Genomic DNA, 20,536 nt, shown 5'->3' with positions numbered 1-20,536 from the left:
CTCTGTTGAATTTAACTCTGTCGAATTTAACTCGGTTGATATAGAACAGTTATTTATTAATTGGATTTTTAAACGCTAGGTCCACCCAAACAAGTCGGTGATCTGACGAGGCAGCACGGTCTTTAATTAAACGAAACTCAGCTTCATTTTCTTTTGGCCAAAATATACCTGAGCCAAGTACGTTAAATTGTGCTTTTGCAGGCAAAACATAATCAGCTCGCATGCCCCAAAATGCCGTGTGATATTTTGCATTGGCATTATTATTTCGCTGTAACTTTCCACCTTCGCTACTTGGCTTGGCATCAATAACACGGGGATGATTGATTAAGCGATCAATGCCCGACTTTATTGCACTGCCCTCTATAGCATCGGCATTTAAATCACCTAATATAACAAAAGCTTTATCTTGAGCTAAACCACCAAAGTGCTTATTGTCGTCATAAATATAACTGGCAGCACTCGGGGTTAGGTAATCAGTCCAAAAACGTATTTCATCAAAGTTTCGTTTACCGTTTCTATCTTCTGGCCCATCAAATACTGGTGGGGTAGGATGGCTTGCCAAAATGTGAACTTCATTACCATTGACGTTCAGTGGTATATCCCAGTGAGATTTAGATGATAATCTAAAATTACTCCAGGCTTGTTCATTATACCAAGGTGTTTTTGAGTCAGGATTTACGGGTATTAAGGCGTTTGGCATATCGCGCCATTTAAACAGTTGAAAGGTTCTGATTTTCTCTTCAACAATAGGATATTTAGATAACAATGCCATGGCGAAATGCCCTGAAAAAAGCCCATAACCATAGGCATCATTGGGTAATTCACCTACTTTGTTGTCGTTATTTAAGTCATCACCAGAAGCAACACCCGTATTAACTGGGCCTTGATAAAAATAGGGGTAGTTAACCGCCGTGTGACCTTGCTGACTTTTTGCTAGATAATTGCTTAAAAAGCGTTTTAGTGATTGATGTTTAGGGTCATTACCGTCAAATTCATTCAATAAAATAATATCAGGATTTACGCGTTGAATAATTTCAGCAATATTTTTAATTTGCTGATGATTTTCTACTAACGCTACGGCTAACTCATTTCCTGTCGGCTTTTGTTCTTTACCTAATTTTGCAGGTAAGTAATTTAATGCTTCCATGCTGACATTGAAAGTAGCAATGCGTAAGCTTGAGGTTGGACTTGAACTATTTGACGTTTGTGACATAGCAATACCTGAATAGACTAACAAGGTAGTTGTCAGTAAATAGCTTAATACTCGCATATAAATTCCTATTTTAGGCCGCAACCCCGTAATATAAAATCAGTTAAAAACTCGGTTACTTGGGTTACATCGTCTTCTTCGTAATCGGCACGATTCATAATGGTTAATATTTGTTGTTCAAAATCAGCATAATGTTGAGTTGAAGACCAAATTAAGAAAATAAGTTTTACCGGATCAACATTTTTCATTTCACCGCTATCTATCCACACTTGAAATACTTTAGCTTTTTCTCTTACCCATTGGCGTAAATAAGTGCGAGAAAACTCTTTTAAATGCAACGCCCCTTGTATGATTTCCATGGCATAAATTTTTGATGCCTGAGGGTGTTCAAAAGACATTTTTACTTTCGAAGCAATAAATTTTTCAATCGCCACAACAGGACCGTCGTTAATATCAAGTTCACCAATACCTTGATCCCAGGTATCTAAGGTTAACTGTAATACCGCATGATAAATATTTTCTTTATTTTTGAAATAATATAATACGTTTGCTTTAGGCAGATTCGCGCTATCGGCAATAGATTGAACGGTAGCACCTTTAAAACCTTGGAGAATAAACTCTTTTTGGGCCGCCGCTAAAATAATAGCTTCACTTCGGGCCCGAATACTTCCTTGCTTTTCATTGCTGGTATTGTTGTTCACGCGAATAACCTTTCTGTTTATATTTTTATAGTCATTAACACTATTTTATTAGGTCAATATTACAGTTGTTAGCTTATGCTCAGCCAATAAAAATTACTATTAACACTGGTAAAATTGTTAAAAATTTTACGGAGTTAATCTGGTACATATATCAATAAACTCATGCTGAGGAGTTAAAAACTGGCCAGTTTAGTTTAAATATAGTGTTAAGACACTGTTTAATAAGTTTGGTCTTCTTTCATCAGCATTTTTTGATATTTTTAAAAATAGTTGACTTAGATAAATTTACCTATGGTTAATTTATCTAAGTTAATACAGGCCTTTATTAACTTAGATAAAATCATACTTTATTTTATCTTGACCAAATGGTTTGTTTTTATCATTTTTTGTTATAGTTAATCTGTTTTAATGTGACTATAGTTATAAGCTATTTTTAGTCATGTTTTAAAAACAAGGTTAGGCTGTTGTTATTTATAGCTTTAAGCGCATTCGCTTTGTTTTGCTGTTTTGTGAAGTTAAAAAATGTAAATTCTCAGCAGGTGACCTGTAAAATTTTGTAATGATAATGTAAGAAAACTCTGTTTTAATTTCACCGAGATAGCACTAAAAAATAATAAAGAGCTTAAAATTAGCTCAGTAAAACTTACATAAAACACTTAACAAATAAAAATTTAACTTATACCAAGGAATAATATGATGAAAAATCATCGTCTCTCAAGGATTACTGGCGCAATTGTACTTGCGTTTGGATTGTCAACATCGGCCATGGCTGATGATACGTCATCGTCAATGCGCGGTAACATTCTAACCAACAATGGCAGTGTTGTTACTGATGCTACTATTACTATTGTTCACGAACCTTCAGGTACTCGTAAAACTTTAAAAGTTAACGACACAGGTAATTTTTCTGCACAAGGTTTACGTGTTGGTGGTCCATACACCGTCACGATCGACTCTGATATTTATGCAGATAAAACACTTAAAGGTATTTACATTACTTTAGGTGATGTATTTCGAATCAGTGAAGTATTAGAAGATACTAATATTGAGCGTATTGCGGTAACAGGTTCTTCAACATTTTTTGACCCGTCAAAAGGCTCATCAAGTGTCTTTAGTGGTGATGCTTTAACTAAATCAGCCGCATTTAACCGTGATTTAAAAGATATTGTTCGACAAAATCCAATGGCTGTTGTTAGTAATGATGGCAATAGCTTATCTTTAGCAGGTAGTAACCCTAAATATAACAGTTTAGCGGTTGACGGTGTGAACCTTAACGATGACTTTGGTTTAGCCGGTAACGGTTACCCTACAGAGCGTTCTCCTATTGCTTTTGATTCAATTGCTCAAATTAGTGTTGCTATTGCGCCATTTACCGCTAAAGAAGGTGGTTTTTCAGGTGGTAAAGTTAGCGTAGTAACTAAATCGGGTACTAACGAGTTTCATGGTTCTATGTTTATTGAGCAAGCTAAAGATGCTTGGGCAGGAACACCTGAAACAGATGATGGCGATAAAATTGCTTTAAAATTTGATGAAGAGACTTGGGGTGCAACTTTCGGCGGTCCAATTATTAAAGACAAACTCTTCTTCTTCGCGTCATACGAAACTTTTGAATCACCCAGTTCGGTAGACAAAGGCCCGTCAGATGCAAATGTAGCCAACAAAGTTAGCCAAGTGTCGCAAGCAGAAGTTGATCGTGTGGTCAATATTGCTAAAAGTAAATATGGTTATGATGCCGGTAGTTGGGATAACTCTATTCCACTAGAAGATGAAAAATATTCATTGAAGTTAGATTGGAATATTAATGAAGATCATCGTGCGACTTTTACCTATGCGCATGGCTCTAGTAATAGCGCCGGTAATCAGGGTAGTGGTAACTCTGATGACTTGTATTTATCTTCTCATTGGTATAATCGCTCTAACGAGTTTGACACTTATGTTGCTCAAGTATTTTCAAACTGGACTCAAGAATTTTCAACAGAAGTTAAGGTATCGAAAAAAGAATCTATTAACGGTCAAGTATCACTAGGTGGCTATGAATTTGGTGAAGTTAAAATTGACACCGTTAATGGCGGCGAAATTATGTTGGGCGCTGATGACAGTCGCCACGCAAACCAGTTAACCAATGAGACCTTACAAGTTCGTATCAGTGGTGATTATTTGTATGAAGATCATGCGATTTCATTTGGTTGGGAATACGAAAAAGTAGATGTTTATAACCTTTTCATGCAGCATTATTTAGGTTCTTGGTATTTTGATAGCATTGATGACTTTGAAGCTGGCAATGCAGGATTTTTTGAATATCAAAATAACCCGAGCTTAAACCGTGATGATGCAGCCGCTGAGTTTGCGCTTGAAAATCACGCTTTTTATATTGAAGATAGTTGGGATGTAAATGATTCACTTAACGTAACTTATGGTTTACGTTATGAATCAACGGTGAATGATGATGCACCAAACTTTAATGAAAGCTTCTTCGATCGCTATGCTTATGCCAATAATGAAAACCTTGACGGCTTAGACATCATTTTACCACGTTTTGGCTTTACTTGGAGCGCAACTGATGAGTTGACTATCCGTGGTGGCGCTGGTCTATTTAGTGGTGGCCGTCCCAATGTATTCATCTCAAATGCGTTCAGTAATGACGGTTCTAGAATCGCATTATATCGCAGTAGCAGCGCAGCATTTTTGCAAGATGCTGATCCAAGTGGCATACCACAAACTGCGCAAGACCAAATTGCTCAATCTGAGTTAGGTGGACCAAACTCTAATATTGATGCTATTGATCCAAACTTCGAAATCCCTACTACATGGCAATACAGCTTAGCTGCAGATTATGTTGCTAATTTAAGTGACATAGGTTTAGGTGATGATTGGCGCATAAGTGGTGAAGTACTTTATAAAAATATCCAGAAAGACATGGCTTGGTCTGATCTTTCTCGTACTTTAGATACCTCAAAAGGAAATGGTGGTCTAACTGTTGAAGGCCGCCCAATTTATACTTTTGCTAATGCTGATAGAGAAGCTCGTGATGTGTTATTGACTAATACGTCTGGTGGTCATACGATAATTGAAACATTGAGCATTGCAAAGAACTGGCAGAGCGGTTTTAAAGCTAACTTCTCATATACTCATTCAACTATTCGTAATCGTGTAGATGCTACTGGTACTTCATCAAATACAGCATATAACTTTAACCCGGTTGTTGATCCTGAGAATCCTACTATTGGTACATCAGCCTACCAAGTTAAGCATCGTTTAACGTTCAACCTTTCATATAATACTGAAATGTTTGAAGGTTATAACACAGGTATGCATATGTTTTGGGAGCGTAAATCAGGTAGACCATTTAGTTACTTGTTAGGTTATAACGACAGTGACGGTTTGTCAGGCAACTTAGATCTTACTACCGCTAACTTACCTTATATTCCAACGGGTGCTAGTGACGGTGCTGTCGATTTTGATAATGGCTTAAGCTACGACGAAATTATGGCCGAGTTAGCAACAGCGGGTATTAGCTCTGATGGTGGTTATCTTGACAAGAATGCTTATACAGCGCCTTGGACAACGACGATGGATTTACGCTTTGAACAAGAAATTCCAGGTTTCTTAACTGGGCATAAAGGTTTGTTCTATGTTGATATTAAAAACGCATTAGCTATTTTTGATGAAGGTGCTGCACGCGTTTACCAATTACCATTTGGTCAATCTGCAACAGAATTACTTGATTACAGCATTAATGATGGCGGTCAATACGTGTACGAAAGTGCAAATATTTCTGCAGGAGAGTCACCTGCTAGATTCCAAGATCGTGAGTCTACATGGTCTATGAAGATTGGTGTTAAATATACCTTCTAATCATTCATAAACCTTACTAACAAAGCCAGCAGTAATGTTGGCTTTTTTTTTACCTTTTAATCTACCGTTAAATAACGTGCGAAAAATAAGTTGATTACAATACGCTGTAATAGATTTTATTTAACGCTTTTTTCAGTTGCATTTCTCCTACTGATTTACTACGATAGAACATAAGTTGACCACTTGGTCAGATAAAGGCTTTTATAATGTCAAATATTGAAGATAATGTAATATCAAGATTGGTTAATGCCGCGAAAGCGGGCTTTGAAAACGCCTATGCACCCTATAGTAACTTTCATGTTGGTGCGGCAGCGTTAACCGCTAGCGGCAAAATAGTTAAAGGCTGCAATGTAGAGAATGCTTCTTACGGCCTAACCGTTTGTGCTGAACGTAATTGTTTAGCCCAAGGGGTTATTTCAGGTGAAAAAGCCTTTTCAGCCATTGTCATTTATACTAATCAAGAAAAATTGACGCCACCTTGTGGTGCTTGTCGACAAGTTATTGTTGAATTTTTAGCGCCCGATGCACTTGTTATGGCGGTTAATCACAACAATGATCAAAAGCAATGGACAGTTAATGAATTATTACCTGATGCTTTTACGCCCAAAGATTTACTTGAAAAATAAGGATTTTAGTTCATGTTATTACCGCAAGAAATAATTCGTACCAAACGTGATGGTGGTTCACTCTCGCAAGCACAAATTCAAAGCTTTGTTGATGGTTTAGTTACCTTAGATTTTAATGATGCTCAAGCCGGTTCAATGGCCATGGCAATTTTTCAAAAGGGCATGCAAACCCGTGAAATTATCGACTTTACCATGGCGATGAAAAATTCAGGTGATGTGTTGTCGTGGCCAGAATTAGACGGCCCAGTGGTTGATAAACATTCAACCGGTGGTGTTGGCGACAAGGTCAGCTTTATGTTAGCGGCTATTGTGGCCGCTTGTGGTGCTTATGTTCCTATGATTGCAGGGCGTGGTTTGGGCCACACCGGCGGAACAGCAGATAAACTAGAAAGTATTGCCGGCTTTAATGTTCAACCCAGTATTGCTGAATTTAAAGCGATTGTAAAAGATTTGGGTATGGCGATTATCTCTCAAACGGATAATTTAGCGCCTGCCGATAAACGCTTATATGGCATACGCGATATTACTGCCACGGTGGAATCTATACCCCTGATCACTGCGTCTATATTGTCAAAAAAATTAGCAGCAGGGCTTGATACTTTAGTCATGGACGTCAAAGTGGGTAACGGCGCTATGATGTCAAATATTGCTGATGCCAAAGCGCTAGCACAAAGTATTGTTAATGTGGCTAATGGCGCCGGTGTACCGACACAAGCTATTATCACTGATATGAACCAAGTATTAGGTGCAACCGCGGGTAATGCCTTGGAAATGGCCGAAACGGTTAAATATTTAACTGGCTCGCTGCGTGAACCTCGTTTGCATGGCGTGGTAGTTGCATTAGCTAAAGCTATGTTAGTTAGCGCAAAAGTTGTGGATAATGAAGATGCCGCATTAGTAAAAATTAACCATGCACTGACCTCTGGCGCTGCAGCTGAAATATTCAGTAAAATGATCCATGCCTTGGGTGGTCCAAGTGACTTTCTGGAAGATCCTTGGCGTTCAATGCAACGCGCCGCATGTATTAAAGATGTTATTGCACTAGATCACGGTTATATTAATGCTATGCAAACCCGTGATATTGGCTTGGCTGTGGTGGGCTTAAAAGGTGGACGCACAGCAAATGGTCAGCAAATTGACCATAGTGTTGGTTTTGACAGAGTATTACCCATTGGCACTTTAGTTAACCGTGGTGATGTGGTGGCTCGAGTGCATGCTAGAGATGAAAGCTCAGCACTACTAGCTAGTCTACAGTATCAAGGGGCTTTAGTGATTGATAGCAAGCAGGCTGAGCAACAACCGGTTATTTATCAAACCATTTCCGCTTAGTTTTAATAAACTTTGTATGAATAGAGTCGTATTAATAAATTAGCGCTATTGAAATAAGCACAACAAAAAAGGAATGCCATGGCATTCCTTTTTACGAGTTATGTTTAATGTAAATAGGGTAGTTGCTTAGTTAATGCCAAACAAGGGCTTTAAAGTGCCGGCGACATAAAGACTCATAACGCTCATTACCACCCACTTCTATTTGTTTGCCACCTTTAACCGCATTGCCATGTTCATCACAGCGCATAACAAAATTTGCTTTTTTACCGCAATGACAAATGGTTTTTAACTCTACTAATTTATCAGCCCAGGCGAGCAGTGCTGCACTACCAACAAAGGTTTCACCGAGAAAGTCGGTACGAATACCATAAGCTAAAACGGGAATTTTTAATTCATCGACAATATCGGTTAATTGCCTAACTTGCTGTGTAGTTAAAAACTGGGCTTCATCAATTAATATACAAGCAATTTTTCTACTACTTATTTGGCATTTTACTTGCTCGAAGATGTTTGATTTATCATCAAATAATAAGGCGTCAGCATGGATACCTAATCGAGATGAGACTTTGCCTTTGGCAAATCTGTCATCAATTTGTGCGGTGAACAGCAATGTGTTTAAACCACGTTCACGATAATTATACGAAGACTGTAATAAGTGAGTCGACTTACCGGCATTCATGGTTGAATAATAAAAATATAATTGCGCCATCGCTATATTGATATCCTAATTAGGGTTGTTGGGGGCTATATAACCTGTTGGGTGCAATGTACTTAATAGCTTGTTGGCTCAGCCGTTTTATTACTCGACCCTAAGGTATTAAGTAAGTTGGTTAATAGGCTACTGGCGCCAAATCTAAAGTGAGCATTAGTCGCCCAGTCTGCGCCTAAAATATTAGCCGCTAAATCAAGATAAACCGCAGCATCTTCAGCGTTTTTTACGCCGCCAGCAGGTTTAAAGCCTACCTCAATATTTTTAGCTTTAATGACCTTTAGCATCAATTCAGCTGCCCTAGGTGTGGCATTTACTGCAACTTTACCGGTTGAGGTTTTAATAAAGTCAGCGCCGGCAGCGATACAAATTTCACTGGCTTGAGTAATAAGCTGGTCAGTTTTAAGCTCACCGGTTTCAATTATAACTTTCAGTTTTGTGTTATTGCCACAAGCTTGTTTGCAGGCTTTTACGAGTTCAAAGCCCACCTTGTCATTACCCTTTATTAAGGCTTTGTAAGGAAATACAACATCGACTTCATCTGCGCCATAGGCAACAGCGGCTTTAGTTTCAGCGACAGCAATATCAATATCGTCGTTACCGTGTGGGAAGTTAGTCACAGTAGCAATTTTTATCTCAGGCGTACCTTGTGCCGCTAAGGCTTTTTTCGCTAAGGGCACAAAACGCGGGAAGATACAGATAGCGGCGGTGTTACCACAAGGTGATTTAGCCTTTTGACAAAGCTGAATAATATCATCGGCACTTTCAACGTCAGTTAAACTGGTTAAATCCATCATGTTAAGTGCACACTGTGCGTATTGTTCAATAGTACTCATCTTCACCTCAAAACCCAAATTGCCCACTAATCACTAATAACTAATCCCAAATAACTGAGAGCTGACAGCTTAAAACTGAAAGCTAAACCTTTACAGCTTTTAGTTGATTATAAACTGACAAAAACCCCAGCAATAGCGGCGCTCATTAAGTTAGCCATAGTTGCTGCTAACATGGCTTTCATACCTAGTCGTGCAATGTCAGGGCGACGATTAGGTGCCATTGAGCCAATACCACCCAATAAAATGGCAATGGAAGATAAGTTAGCAAAGCCGCATAAAGCAAAGGTAATAATCGCTTGAGTTGTTGGGGAAAGGGTATCTTTAATTTCAACAAAATTTACGTAGGCAAAGAACTCATTAACGACAATTTTTTGGCCGATAAAGCTACCTGCTTGCAACATCTCGTCGAATGGCACGCCAATAAGGTAGGCAAAAGGGGCAAAAATATAGCCCAGTAGCCATTCAATTGTTACGCCTTCAAAGCCTAATAAGCTGCCAAAACCTGAGACCATGGCATTAAGTAATGCAATAATGGCAATAAAAGCCAGTAACATGGCGCCAACGTTAACCGCCAGCTTTAAACCTGAAGCAGCGCCAGTTGCCGCCGCATCAATAACATTCACTGGTTTAGCTTCTGCTTCAGCCAACTCTACATCGCTGTAATCATTGTTAATGACCTCTGTTTCAGGCATGAGTAGTTTTGCCATTAGCAAGCCACCAGGTGCGGCCATAAACGAGGCAGCAATTAAGTATTCAAGCTTCACGCCTAAGCCAGCATAGCCAGCCAATATAGAGCCTGCAACCGAGGCTAAACCACCGACCATAATGGCAAAAAGCTCTGATTGACTCATTTTGGCGATATAAGGGCGGATAACTAAGGGGGCTTCTGTTTGGCCAACAAATATATTAGCTGTGGCAGATAATGACTCAGGTTTAGAGGTTTTTAATAGTTTTTGTAAGCCACCGCCGATAATTTTTACTACCCATTGCATAATATTAAGGTAGTAAAGTACGGCGATAAGCGATGAGAAAAAGATAATAACCGGCAATACACGAATAGCAAAAACAAAGCCAACGCCGTTATCAAACATGGCATCGGTACCTAAACCACCAAACAAGAAGTTTATGCCGGCTTGTGCACTGTTGATAACCTGTTGAACGCCATTGGTTATCGAGCCTAAAATATCTTTACCAAAGGGCACATAAAGTACAAATGCACCGAGTAATATCTGTAATGCAAAGGCAAAACCTACGGTTCGCCAATTAATTGCGCTGCGATCTTTAGAGAAAAAGACCGCCACTGCCAATAACGCGAAAATGCCAATGACGCCTCTAAGTGCACCTAATTCCATAATTACCTCATAAATTGTTTTGTTATCGTTATTATATTTATTTTAATGACATCAATTTTTAATTTTATTGCTTGTTCAAATCGTGCAAATTTAAAGACGTCTTTGCATGAGTTGACGAATTTTTGCTTTTAGCATTTCTATTGCCATTCTATTTTTGCCACCACGCGTCACTACAATATCGGCAAAGGTTTTATTTGGCTGTATATGTTGGTGGTACATAGGTCGAACTGTGGTTAAGTATTGTTCGGTGATTGACGCTATGCTGCGAGAACGTTCAAGGGTATCTCGCTTTATTCTGCGCACTAGACAAATATCGAGCGGGGTATCAATATATATTTTAATATCAAATTTGTCTCTCAGTTCTTGATCGGCAAATAAAAGAATACCTTCAATTAAAATGATGGGTGTGGGTGCTAAATGTTGAGTGTCATCTAATCGGGTATGTGTTTTATAACAATACGTAGGTATATCAACGCTTTTATTGGCACTTAACTGACTTAAATGTTGTGACAACAAACTATGTTCAAAAGCGTTAGGGTGATCATAATTTGTTTTTATACGTTCAGCCATCGAGAGATGCGATTGATGCTTGTAGTAAGCATCTTCTTTGATAATAGCAATACCACTTGACCCTAGCTCAGGTAATAGTTCATCGTAAATAGTTTGCGCAAAAAGTGATTTACCAGATGCCGAAGCACCGGTTACCGCAATAATCGTCGGTTTATTGGTTTGCAAAACAGAGAGCCTTAAAAATGTGATTAAAAAAGGGTTAAGTTATTATTTATTGTGATGCTGTTGTGAATAAGTCAACGCATTCATATTATGAACTAATTATATTGAAATTCATTAAAATTTAGGCAAAAGGGTGTTCTGTGCCTTAAATATTTATAAAATATCTATTGTCTATAATTTATTGCTTGGTAAAGTACCACATGCTGACCATTTGGTCATGAAATTTATCGCTATAAACGAGGATAAATTTGAAGAATTTGTTAAAATGCAACGATCTAATAACGGGAAATTAAAATGGCAAGAGCAATAGTTTTAGTAATCGACGGTTTTGGTATTGGGCATGCGCCCGATGCGGCAGACTTTGGCGATATCAGTGCCAATACTTTTGCTAACCTAGCACGACATTTTTATCAGCACGAAAAACGTGAAATTAAATTGCCTAATCTAGCAAAAATGGGCTTGGTTCAAGCCGCTTTTGAAGCGGGTAAAGCTAGTTTCCCTGTGGCAAAGCAAGCACCTGTGCAGGGTGCGTATGGTTATGCGGCTGAGATTAGTACAGGTAAAGACACGCCAAGTGGCCATTGGGAAATGATGGGGGTGCCAGTATTATTTGATTGGGACTACTTTCCAAAAAAAGGTAACGCCTTCCCCGCAGATTTGATTGAAAAAATCAATCAAGCCACTGGCTATAAGGGTATTTTAGGCGATTGCCATGCATCAGGTACCGATATTATTAACCAGCTTGGGCAAGCGCACATTAACACTGGCTTGCCTATTTGTTATACCTCTGCTGACAGCGTGTTTCAGGTGGCGGCTCATGAAGAACACTTTGGTTTGGATAACCTCTATAAATATTGTGAAACAGTGCGCGAGTTACTTGCTGATAGAAATGTTGGCCGTGTTATCGCCAGACCTTTTATTGGCAGCAGCCCTGAAAATTTTACCCGAACGGGTAATCGACGCGACTATTCTATTTTACCGCCAGCACCCACAGTATTAGACACCTTTACCCAAGCGGGTGGCTATGTCATCAGTGTGGGTAAAATTGCCGATATTTATGCACACCAAGGTATTAGTGAAAAAACTAAAGCCACGGGTATTGATGCTTTATTAGATGCGACCATTTCACATATCAATACGGCACAAGACAATAGCCTGATATTTACTAATTTAGTCAATTTTGACCAAGACTACGGCCATCGCCGTGATCCGATAGGTTACGCTTTAGCATTAGAGAATTTTGATCAGCGTTTACCCGAAGTGGTTGCGGCTATGAATGAAAATGATGTGCTTTTTTTAACCGCAGATCATGGTTGTGACCCAACTTGGCATGGTAATGACCATACACGTGAATATGTACCTGTTATTGCATTCCACAAACAGATACGATCTGTTAATATTGGCGAACGTAGTACCTTTGCAGATATTGGTCAAACCATCGCAGAATTATTTAAATTAGATAAGATGCCTTATGGTACAAGCTTTTTGTCTGATCTTGAGCTATGAAACAACACTAATAACCTGACATTCAATATAGAATGTCAGGTTAATAAAATCTTTACACAAAACATAAACAGTTCTTGGGAGAGTACTTAATGAATGTTTTTAATAAAACGTCGCTCGCGCTTTGCGTCAATGCGGCTATTTTTGCGTGTGGTGCAGGCGCATCTACCGCTGCTGTAGCGCAAGAAAATGCTAATAAAAGTGATGCTGTCGGCGTTGAAGTTATTGAAGTAACCGCGCGTAAGCGTACTGAAAACATAAAAGATGTGCCGATTTCAGTATCAGCACTTACCGCTAAAAAACTTGAAGTATTAGGTTCTTCAGGGATGGATGTTAGAGCACTGTCTGCAAAAGTGCCGAGCTTATTAATCGAGTCTTCTTTTGGACGTACGTTCCCACGTTTTTACATTCGTGGCTTAGGTAATACAGATTTTGATTTGCTAGCATCACAACCCGTTTCATTGATTTATGATGACGTTGTATTAGAAAATGCCTTAACTAAAGGTATGCCAATGTTCGACATTGAACGCGTAGAAGTTTTACGTGGTCCTCAAGGTACATTATTTGGTCGTAATACCCCAGCAGGTATTGTGAAAGTAGAATCGAAAAAACCAACACAAGACTTTGATGCCAATATTTCTGGCTCATATGGTAGTTTTGGTAGCACTGATTTTCGTGTTGCTGTTGGTGGTGGCTTAACCGATACTTTGTCAGCACGCATCGCATTACTACAACAAGACCGTGATGATTGGATTGACAACAAAGCACCCGGTTTTGAGCAAGAAGATCAATTAGGCGGTTACGCTGAAACTGCAGGTCGTTTGCAACTATTATGGGAACCAAATGACGACTTTTCTGCGTTGTTTAACTATCATTATCGTGATGCTCAAGCCGATTCACGCGTTTTCAGAGCCAATATCATTAAACCTGGCACTAATGACTTAATTGATGATTTTGACCGCGAAACTGTATTTCAAGATGCGGCTGTTCGTAACAACCAAACGGTTGATATGAAAGGCGCTAGCTTAAAAATTGAATACAATATGGGTAGTCATACCTTAACATCTGTCACCGGTTATGAGTCAGCTGAAATGTTTTCAGTAGGCGATATTGATGGTGGTTACGGTGCTGCATTCTTAGATAATTATATGGGACCTGGTTTTATTCCTTTCCCTTCTGAAACTGGCGCTAAAATGCCAGATCATAAGCAACTGACCCAAGAAATACGTATTGCGAGTAACGATTTAGGTAAGTTAGATTATCAATTCGGTTATTTCTTATTTGATGAAGACTTAACGATTAATAATTTAAGTTTTAATACCTTAGGCGGCGGTGTTCAAGATGGTATTGCGACACAACAAATGAAAACTTCAGCGTGGGCAGTTTTTGCATCACTTGATTATGAAGTTTCTGATCAGTTAAACATCAACGGTGGTTTACGCTATTCAGATGATAAACGTGACTGGGATGGTCAACTAGTTCAGTCACCATTTGGTGCGCCAAGTTTTTCTGAAAGTAATAATGTGCAAGACTCACAAGTCAGTGGTGACTTAAGTGCTACTTACACACTAAATGATGAAACTAACGTCTATGCACGTTTAGCTCGCGGTTACCGTGCGCCAAGCATTCAAGGTCGTAGCTTATTATTCTCGGCAAATTCAACGACAGCAAATTCTGAAACAGTAGATTCTGTAGAAACAGGTTTCAAATCAGTATTTTTAGAAAACACCGCTCGCGTTGATGGCTCAGTATATTACTACGTTGTTAACGACCAGCAGCTAACTGCTGTTGGTGGTACGGGTAACGTAGCAAGTTTACTCAATGCAGATAAATCAGTAGGTTATGGTTTTGAACTTGACTCAGAATACTTTATTACCCCCAACCTAGCGTTAACAGCTAGCCTAAGTTATAACCACACAGAATTGCAAGATAGCAATGTTGCTGTACCTGGTTGTGGCGGTGGTTGTACGGTAACTTCACCATTAAATAGTGACGGTTTAGCCTTGATTGATGGTAACTCATTACCACAATCGCCTGAGTGGATTTCAAACTTAGCGGCCCGTTGGACGAAAGAGATGGGTGAAGGTCAACTTTATGTTTACACTGATTGGTCTTACCGTAGCGAAGTTAACTTCTTCTTATACGAGTCAACAGAGTTTACCGGTGATGCATTATTAGAAGGTGGTGTTCGTGTTGGTTACGAATGGTACTCAGATGGCGCAGAATACGAAGTAGCTGTTTTTGGTCGTAATATTACTGATGAAGAGAAACTTACAGGTGCTATCGATTTCAACAACTTAACAGGTTTTGTTAATGAACCTCGCTTTTGGGGTGTTGAATTTAAGGCTAACTTCTATTAATAAGCAAGGTAGCTTTAAAATAGTTTAAAAAATCAGCATAAAAAAAGCCAGTGATCATTTTGATTACTGGCTTTTTTATGCACAGGATTTACAGTAAGTCTGATTTTTTCGAATTCTAATTTACTCAGTAAGATATAAAATTGAGTAGAGCCTTTAATTAAGTATATTAATTACTCTAAATAGCACTTCATATTAACGTGTTGAAAAATGTTGGTTAATCTCGTCGTGAATGAGAATATTCTCGGTATGCTCATTTATGGGTGGTTTTTCAAGTAGAGTGAATGCAAAGTCTACTCGTCATCCGTAATGCTATATTACCAATCAATGAGATTATCTTCTGTTGATTACTTTTGCCTCGAAAGAGACATAAGCTTTTGAGTAAGTAACGGCAAGTTTGAGCCTGCAGTAGGCATAGACCTACCATTCCTGATTGTTCCTGAGTAAATGACTTGTGAGGGTCTAAGCCGATAAAAAGTATGCTATGTTTAATCATGCTAGCCTCTGTTTTATATTGTTGACACATATATTATGGCTCTGGTTTGTATAACTAACCCACGTTTGGAGGCTAGCACCTCGTGGGAAGTCATTGTGTCTATATTTATTCAAATTAGGCTCTTTGTATGAAAATTAGATTCATGGGGAAAAATGATTTAGAAAGCGTTGCTAATGTTCATAAACTAGCTTTCGTCAGGCAACAACATTCATTTGAATGGATGCAATGTAGCTTTAATGCTTTTCCTAGAGTTTTAAGTTTTGTCGGGGAAAAGGATGGCAAAATTGTTGGTTATATAACATGGGGACAAAAAAGTGGTTTTCGTCCTGAAGCGGTTATTGAACTTGAACAATTAGCTATATTACCTGTTTCCCAAGGTCAGGGGCATGGTCGTCAATTAATAATGAAATCACTCACTTTACTTAAAAAGCAATTGTTATTGAATGGTTCAACACTCAAGCATATTTTAGTAACAACACGTGCAGATAATTTCGCTCAGCAATTATATAAAAGTACTTTAGGCGTTGAAATTGAGGCCACAATTAAAAACCTTTATTCTGATGATGAAGTTTTAATGATTGCGCGAAATGTAAGTATATAAATTTGCTCAAACGAACAAATGATAGTCGACTTTTCTTCGCGCATTATAGCCAACTATCATTTGCCTCTTAGCAAAGCCACACCCGTATAATATAGATGCGACTAGCTTTTGTGTTGAAGTTGATTTGCTAATAATAGCTGTTGCTTCTTCATGTGTTAGTAACGTTGGCATGGCTTTCTCAAGCTTTGTAAAAGAATAACGTAAGTCAGTAATATCTCGATTGACGATATATCTATACAAAAATATATTGGCACATAATACTTGGTTCTGAGTTGCGGCACTGACTTGTCGATTTACAGCAAGGTTACTCAGATACCTTTTAATTTCATTATTCCCCATATCTTCTGAATGCTTTTTATCATTGAAAAGAATAAAAGTCTTAATTCAATGTAAATAAACTTTCTCAGCTCTTAAGCTATACCGTCTGGTTAGAAGTTCAGTTCGAACTCGTTCTAAAAAAGGTTCCCATTTTATTTAACCTAAAATGGTAGCGGTATATCCAACACAGTTACCATTATTTTTATATGAAAACGTAAGGTGATGGCACGTTATGTAATTTTTTAAGCGGCACGAATATTAAAGAATGATCCCTTAATTGATTATTTTACAAAAAATAAATCAATTAGAAATATTACATAGCGAGTTGTGTAAGCTCGCACATATACCAATGCTCACTTTCTCCAAATGAGCTTTGGTTTGAGAAGGTAAATAATTACTGGTAACGTATTAAAATAATTGATAAAAAGTAACTTACACATGGAAAAAATTGTTTGAGTATTTTGTTTTAAACTGAAATGCCCACTAATAAGCTGTTATGCAACTCAAGGAGATTGATCAAGTGTCAGAGAAATTAAAAATGCTAGCAGGGGAATTGTATGACCCTAGCAATAAAGAACTTGTTGAAATGAGATTAAATGCTCGCCTAACGACAGAAAAATTAAATCAAACCTCCATAGCAGATTTACAGGTAAGAACTAAATTATTAAAGTCTCTATTCGGCAGTACAGGTAAAAATATACATATTGAGTCAATATTTAACTGTGATTACGGCTCTAACATTCACGTTGGAGAAAATTTTCACGTTAACTTTGCGTGCGTTATTTTGGATGTAGCAGAAGTTCGAATTGGTGACAATTGTATGATTGCGCCACAAGTAGGTATTTATACTGCAACCCACCCCTTAGACCCAATTGAGAGAATTAGCGGATTAGAGCTTGCCAAACCAATTACTATTGGAGATAACTGCTGGATTGGGGGGCAAGCGACAATTAATCCTGGAGTGACTTTAGGCGATAACGTAGTTGTTGCTTCAGGGGCTGTAGTTACAAAGAGCTTTGGTAGCAATATTGTCATCGGTGGTAATCCTGCGAAGGTAATTAAACAGATCAAAATTACGGTGTAATTTACTCATAACACCCCTGAGGTGGACCGCTAGTAACAAATCAACTATTATTTATTGCAAATGTTAATGGCGGTGAGCCTCTTCGTTTTAGTGCTGCCAAGTATGTTGATTCATCATACAGCGTGTTGGTTTTTCAGCACCGAATGATTATCCTTCTCCACTTAAATACAACGACCTTATGATACTATTATGCAGCTTACCCTTAGTTTTTTTTGCTCATAATAAGCCTTTGCCAAGAATGAATGTCGTATCGAAACACCGGCCCATTCAACTAAGATTTGTCTTAAAAAAGTAAGGCAAGTATATCGCCAATGTGTCCGTTTCTCTGCCATTGCGTTCAATAACAATAACAAAAGCAATAACCGTATACTTTTGAAGCTCAGAAACATCATTATAACGCTCTCGATTATGACCAGAAGCCACTAATAAACGTGGAGCAATTTTTGGGCCGGTTCCTGGCATATTATCAAAAATAGCCCTGTCTTTTTGTTTTTTGTACATCTCTTTTATCTAACTATTCAATGCCTATAAGCCGCACTTTTAATGCTGAGTAATCGTGTTGGATGAACTTGGTTATCTACCCTTTAGTCAGGCAGAAGGTGCATTATTGTTCGATTTACTGAGCTTTTTCTATGAAAAATCAAGCATTATCACCACACCTAACTTGAATTTTACGTAATGGTTGAAAGTGTTTAGCGATGTAAAAAGAACAAGGGCACTACTCGATAGGCTAACTCAACACTGTCATATAATCGAAACAGCTAATGATAGTTAATCATTTAAAGAATCAGTTCAAAAAAACAATGAGACATAACTAGAAACAACTAGAAGTAAAATGAAATAAAAGGTAATAATATGACTGCCAGGGTGAATCACTTTTCCATGCAAATGGTGGGTCACTTTAATGTGCAAAGCAATACCCACGAACATCAGGCTATTTTACCGCCTGATGTTCGTGGTAGTTTATAAAATCGTCGATAGGTTTGTAACTAACTAATTTTTAGTTAATTACAATTTAAATTAAATAAATAATAATAATATTTAATAGAAGTCGAGAACTCAATATGAATCATAGACATAAATTTCGTTTAATAATAAATCTTTTTTCAAAAAACACACGCCTAAAAAACAACTCCTTGTTTCTTGTGCTATCAATACTTGTAGCTGGTTGTAATGATAAAGAGCCTGAGAAGGTTTTAATCCCTCCTCCTCCTGTTCCAGTTGTATCGACCCTAGATGCGGATATTAGAGCAATCATTGTTACACAAAACTTGACAGGAGACCCTAGTACAGGAAGAACATTACCTGATATCGAGGAACCTAAAGCTCAGTTAGGTATGAAACTCTTTTTTACTAAAAGTTTAGGTGGTGATCTCGATTCTGCCTGTGTTACCTGTCATCATCCTATGCTAGGCGGTGGTGATGATCTTGTTTTACCGATCGGTGTTGATGCTGAAGTTGATGATTTGTTAGGTCCTGGTCGATTTCATAGTACAAATGGTGAACATTTTGATGGCGGCCCCACGGTGCCTAGAAACGCACCAACAACCTTTAATATCGCTTTATGGGATAATTTTTTATTTCATGATGGTCGAGTTGAAAGCTTAGGAAAAACGCCTAAATTGGGCGGTAATGATGGTTTAGGAATTCGCACACCAGATGTTTCTTTTGGTGAAGTTGATAGTAATGCGGGTGTAAATTTAGTGGTGGCTCAAGCTAGGTTTCCGGTGACATCAAAAGAAGAAATGAAAAATTTCACCACTTTTGATGGGACAAATAATACTGAAGTGAGACAAAATTTAGAACAACGTTTAGGAGATTATGGTAATCCTTTAGGTGGAAAGTTAATTGTTAATTACTGGTTAGCGGAATTTAAAAAAGCCTTTTCGACTCCTGACGGAACAGCAGAAGAATTAATTACGTTTGATAACATTACTGATGCCATTGGTGAGTATGAAAGTTCGCAGGTTTTTGTTGAAACACCCTGGAAAGAATATGTGCAAGGTGATGATTCTGCCATTAGTGATACCGCTAAACGTGGCGCATTGCTATTCTTTAATACTCGTCAAGATGGTGGTGCAAGCTGTAGTTCTTGTCATTCAGGCGATTTTTTCACAGATGAGAGTTTTCATGTCATCGGTATGGCCCAGATAGGACGAGGTAAAGGTGATGGTGATTTTGGCACGGAAGACTTTGGTCGATTCCGTGAAACGCGAGATGAAAAAGACAAATATGCATTTAGAACGCCTTCGCTACTTAATGTTACTGCGACAGGCCCTTGGGGACATGCAGGAGGATCAGCAACACTTGAACAAGCGATACGCACGCATTTAAATCCACAACAAGAATTGAACAACTATGACTTCTCTCAATTAGCTCCGAATATTCAAGCGGTTGATATGGTGGTTAATACTCAATTTGCGATTGATAAGCTGGTGACCAACAGAGAAAATGGTATCACCAGTATTGAGGATATTAGTTTAACCGATGTTGAGGTCGAAGCATTGTTGGCTTTTCTGGAAGTACTAACAGATCCTTGTGTTGAAGACAGAGAATGCTTGAGTAAGTGGATACCTGATGCGACTGACTCAAATCCTGATACATTGCGGATCAATGCACTTGATGCACAGGGTAATTATTTATAAGCGCATAAAGTGTGGCGAGTTATTAATAAACAACATGCTGTCGATGTAATTACCTTATATTTAAGTAGTATTTACTTAAATATAAGGCTTGAATCACTTAGAAAGAACTCTGTAAAAAAATCTGCGTAACTGCCTATCATTAATACCCAACTAAGGTTTAGGATAGGCAGACTATGAATAAG

16 protein-coding genes and 1 pseudogene are annotated in these 20,536 nt (G+C 38.3%); 9 read left to right on the top strand and 8 right to left on the bottom strand.

Annotated elements, in window-relative coordinates; translation table 11 throughout:
• Window positions 1–49 precede the first annotated feature (49 nt).
• Both H4J41_RS14110 and H4J41_RS14105 read right to left on the bottom strand, forming a co-directional pair.
• The gene (locus tag H4J41_RS14110) at window positions 50–1,213 is read right to left on the bottom strand and encodes an endonuclease/exonuclease/phosphatase family protein (RefSeq protein WP_220460904.1); all 1,164 of its coding nucleotides are present in this window, start codon (window positions 1,211–1,213) and stop codon (window positions 50–52) included.
• A gap of 65 nt (window positions 1,214–1,278) precedes the next feature.
• Window positions 1,279–1,911, bottom strand: a complete 633-nt coding sequence (locus tag H4J41_RS14105; RefSeq protein ID WP_182136818.1) for a TetR/AcrR family transcriptional regulator — start codon at window positions 1,909–1,911, stop codon at window positions 1,279–1,281.
• A gap of 693 nt (window positions 1,912–2,604) precedes the next feature.
• On the opposite strand from H4J41_RS14105, the gene H4J41_RS14100 reads away from it, so the two are divergent.
• The 3 genes from H4J41_RS14100 (at window position 2,605) to deoA (ending at window position 7,721) form a co-directional block, all read left to right on the top strand.
• Window positions 2,605–5,766 carry a TonB-dependent receptor gene (locus H4J41_RS14100; RefSeq protein WP_182136817.1) on the top strand — a complete coding sequence of 1,054 codons (3,162 nt, stop codon included), beginning with the start codon at window positions 2,605–2,607 and terminating at the stop codon, window positions 5,764–5,766.
• 206 nt (window positions 5,767–5,972) lie between these two features.
• Complete coding sequence (locus H4J41_RS14095; RefSeq protein WP_182136816.1) at window positions 5,973–6,392, top strand: cytidine deaminase; 420 nt, start codon at window positions 5,973–5,975, stop codon at window positions 6,390–6,392.
• Window positions 6,393–6,404: 12 nt separating this feature from the next.
• Window positions 6,405–7,721 carry a thymidine phosphorylase gene (deoA, locus tag H4J41_RS14090; RefSeq protein WP_182136815.1) on the top strand — a complete coding sequence of 439 codons (1,317 nt, stop codon included), beginning with the start codon at window positions 6,405–6,407 and terminating at the stop codon, window positions 7,719–7,721.
• Between the two features lie 130 nt (window positions 7,722–7,851).
• On the opposite strand, the gene H4J41_RS14085 is transcribed toward deoA, so the two are convergent.
• The 4 genes from H4J41_RS14085 to udk all read right to left on the bottom strand — a co-directional run bounded on the left by H4J41_RS14085 (window position 7,852) and on the right by udk (window position 11,353).
• On the bottom strand, window positions 7,852–8,430 hold the full coding sequence (locus H4J41_RS14085) for a thymidine kinase (RefSeq protein ID WP_182136814.1): 579 nt from the start codon (window positions 8,428–8,430) through the stop codon (window positions 7,852–7,854).
• Between the two features lie 62 nt (window positions 8,431–8,492).
• Window positions 8,493–9,266 carry a deoxyribose-phosphate aldolase gene (gene deoC / locus H4J41_RS14080; protein WP_182136813.1) on the bottom strand — a complete coding sequence of 258 codons (774 nt, stop codon included), beginning with the start codon at window positions 9,264–9,266 and terminating at the stop codon, window positions 8,493–8,495.
• 107 nt (window positions 9,267–9,373) lie between these two features.
• Entirely contained in the window at window positions 9,374–10,618 is a 1,245-nt protein-coding gene (locus H4J41_RS14075; RefSeq protein WP_182136812.1) for a NupC/NupG family nucleoside CNT transporter, read from the bottom strand.
• 90 nt (window positions 10,619–10,708) lie between these two features.
• On the bottom strand, window positions 10,709–11,353 hold the full coding sequence (udk, locus tag H4J41_RS14070; RefSeq protein WP_182136811.1) for a uridine kinase: 645 nt from the start codon (window positions 11,351–11,353) through the stop codon (window positions 10,709–10,711).
• Between the two features lie 291 nt (window positions 11,354–11,644).
• On the opposite strand from udk, the gene H4J41_RS14065 reads away from it, so the two are divergent.
• From H4J41_RS14065 to H4J41_RS14055, 3 genes are all read left to right on the top strand, one after another.
• Window positions 11,645–12,856 carry a phosphopentomutase gene (locus tag H4J41_RS14065; protein ID WP_182136810.1) on the top strand — a complete coding sequence of 404 codons (1,212 nt, stop codon included), beginning with the start codon at window positions 11,645–11,647 and terminating at the stop codon, window positions 12,854–12,856.
• A gap of 89 nt (window positions 12,857–12,945) precedes the next feature.
• Complete coding sequence (locus H4J41_RS14060; RefSeq protein ID WP_182136809.1) at window positions 12,946–15,213, top strand: TonB-dependent receptor; 2,268 nt, start codon at window positions 12,946–12,948, stop codon at window positions 15,211–15,213.
• A gap of 620 nt (window positions 15,214–15,833) precedes the next feature.
• Window positions 15,834–16,307: a GNAT family N-acetyltransferase gene (locus H4J41_RS14055; protein WP_220460898.1), complete on the top strand. Its 474-nt coding sequence runs from the start codon at window positions 15,834–15,836 to the stop codon at window positions 16,305–16,307.
• 6 nt (window positions 16,308–16,313) lie between these two features.
• Here H4J41_RS14055 and H4J41_RS17840 read toward each other — a convergent pair whose 3' ends face one another.
• Window positions 16,314–16,679, bottom strand: coding sequence for a phage integrase N-terminal SAM-like domain-containing protein (locus tag H4J41_RS17840; protein WP_404851965.1), 366 nt, complete (start codon window positions 16,677–16,679; stop codon window positions 16,314–16,316).
• A 466-nt stretch (window positions 16,680–17,145) separates the two neighbouring features.
• Between H4J41_RS17840 and H4J41_RS14045 the strand changes: the two genes are divergently transcribed.
• Window positions 17,146–17,709: a sugar O-acetyltransferase gene (locus H4J41_RS14045; protein ID WP_310649809.1), complete on the top strand. Its 564-nt coding sequence runs from the start codon at window positions 17,146–17,148 to the stop codon at window positions 17,707–17,709.
• A 267-nt stretch (window positions 17,710–17,976) separates the two neighbouring features.
• Here H4J41_RS14045 and H4J41_RS14040 read toward each other — a convergent pair whose 3' ends face one another.
• Window positions 17,977–18,210 (bottom strand): hypothetical protein, encoded by a 234-nt coding sequence (locus tag H4J41_RS14040; RefSeq protein ID WP_182136808.1) that lies wholly within the window; start codon window positions 18,208–18,210, stop codon window positions 17,977–17,979.
• Window positions 18,211–18,259: 49 nt separating this feature from the next.
• Between H4J41_RS14040 and H4J41_RS14035 the strand changes: the two are divergent.
• A pseudogene (locus tag H4J41_RS14035) lies at window positions 18,260–18,484 on the top strand (ATP-binding protein); the annotation flags it as partial.
• Window positions 18,485–18,773: 289 nt separating this feature from the next.
• Complete coding sequence (locus H4J41_RS14030) at window positions 18,774–20,354, top strand: cytochrome-c peroxidase (protein WP_182136807.1); 1,581 nt, start codon at window positions 18,774–18,776, stop codon at window positions 20,352–20,354.
• The last annotated feature ends 182 nt before the right edge of the window (window positions 20,355–20,536 follow it).

The organism is Colwellia sp. MB3u-45 (assembly GCF_014077005.1).
In the GTDB taxonomy this organism is placed as follows: domain Bacteria; phylum Pseudomonadota; class Gammaproteobacteria; order Enterobacterales; family Alteromonadaceae; genus Cognaticolwellia.
Note: the sequence above shows the minus strand (reverse complement) of the source record. Positions and strands in the feature narration are given on the sequence as shown.